1 protein-coding gene is annotated in these 1523 nt (G+C 68.5%); it reads left to right on the top strand.

Annotated features, from left to right (window positions below; all coding sequences use genetic code 11):
* Nucleotides 1-243 precede the first annotated feature (243 nt).
* The gene (locus GUY61_RS38245) at nucleotides 244-1482 is read left to right on the top strand and encodes an IS110 family transposase (protein WP_166634882.1); all 1239 of its coding nucleotides are present in this window, start codon (nucleotides 244-246) and stop codon (nucleotides 1480-1482) included.
* The last annotated feature ends 41 nt before the right edge of the window (nucleotides 1483-1523 follow it).

Raw genomic sequence — 1523 nt, 5'->3', positions numbered from 1 at the left:
GGGTCAGTAATCCGGTCGCCTGACGGCGACACCCTGTGTGCGTGAAAATCGGTGTGTGGTCGTCCGGCGGACGTCGTGTCGCCTTGGCGCGTTCCGAGCCCGTGGGTCAGTAGGACGCTGGGGGTCCATCGACAGGCACCCGGATGTGTTGCTCCGAGCACGTGAATCAGACTCTTCCGCCTGCCGGACCCCCGCCGGACGGTCGCGTGCTCGCGGCCGACGACTGGAGGGGGTGCCGACGGGATGGACGTGATCCACGAACGCTGCGCGGGGATCGACATCAGCAAGGTCGATGTAAAGGTCTGTATCCGCGTCCCGAGCAGCGGCAAGCGGCGTCGCAGCGAGGTGCGGACGTTCTCCGCGGTGACGTCCGGGCTGCTGGCGATGCGGGACTGGCTGCTCGCCGAGGGCATCACCGTGGTGGGCATGGAAGCCACGGGCGTGTACTGGAAGCCCGTGTTCTACCTGCTGGAGCACGACATCGAATGCTGGCTGCTCAACGCGAGGCACATGAAGTCGGTGCCCGGTCGCAAGACCGACGTGAAGGACTCCGAGTGGATCGCCAAGCTCGTCGAACACGGCCTGGTCCGCCCCTCGTTCGTGCCGCCGGAGCCGATCCGGCAGCTGCGGGACGTCACCCGCTACCGCACCGAGATCGTCCGCGAACGCACCCGCGAGACCCAGCGGCTGGAGAAGCTGCTGGAGGACACCGGGATCAAGCTGTCCGCGACCGTCTCCAACATCCTGGGTGTCTCCGGCCGCGCGATGCTGGAGGCCCTCATCGCCGGTGAACGCGACCCGCACGTCCTGGCGGACCTGGCCAAGGGCAGCATGCGCCGCAAGACCGACGCCCTCGTCGAGGCCCTGACCGGCAACTTCACCGCCCACCACGCCTTCCTGGCCCGGGCGATGCTGGACCGGATCGACGCCTGCACCGCCACCGAGACGCGCCTGAGCGAGCACATCGAGGTGATGCTGCAGCCCTTTCGCCGCCGCATCGAACTCCTCGTGACCATCCCCGGCGTCGACACACGCGCCGCACAGGTGATCCTCGCCGAGATCGGCGACGACATCGCCCGCTTCCCGTCGGCGGCCGACCTGGCCTCCTGGGCCGGCGTCTGTCCAGGCAACCACCAGTCCGGGGGCAGGACCGGCAGCGGCAAGACCCGGCACGGCGACCCCTGGCTCAAGGCCGCCCTCGGCCAGGCCGCCGTGTCCGCCGCACGGACCAAGGACACCTACCTCGCCGCCCGCTACCGGCGCATCGTCGCCCGCCGCGGCAAGAAGAGAGCCCTGGTCGCCCTGGAGCACTCGATCCTGATCGCGGTCTGGCACATGTTCACCCACGACACCGAATACGCCGACCTCGGCGGCCAGTACTTCCTCGAACGCACCGGCCGGGCCAGGCAGACCCGACGCCTGGTGAGCCAGCTCAACCAACTCGGCTACCAAGTGACCCTCCAAGCAGAAGGAGCTGCCTGACCAGCGACTACGGACACGAGACGGGGGATTTTCGAATCAGG

Origin of the sequence: Streptomyces sp. GC420, from assembly GCF_009916105.1 — a bacterium.
Lineage (GTDB): Bacteria > Actinomycetota > Actinomycetes > Streptomycetales > Streptomycetaceae > Streptomyces.
The sequence above is the reverse complement of the archived record's forward strand: the minus strand, read 5'-3'. Positions and strand labels throughout refer to the sequence as shown.

Bases quoted from the DNA above. Each gene is read 5' to 3' on its own strand.
- GUY61_RS38245 (WP_166634882.1), top strand. From the start codon at position 244: ATGGACGTGATCCACGAACGCTGCGCGGGGATCGACATCAGCAAGGTC.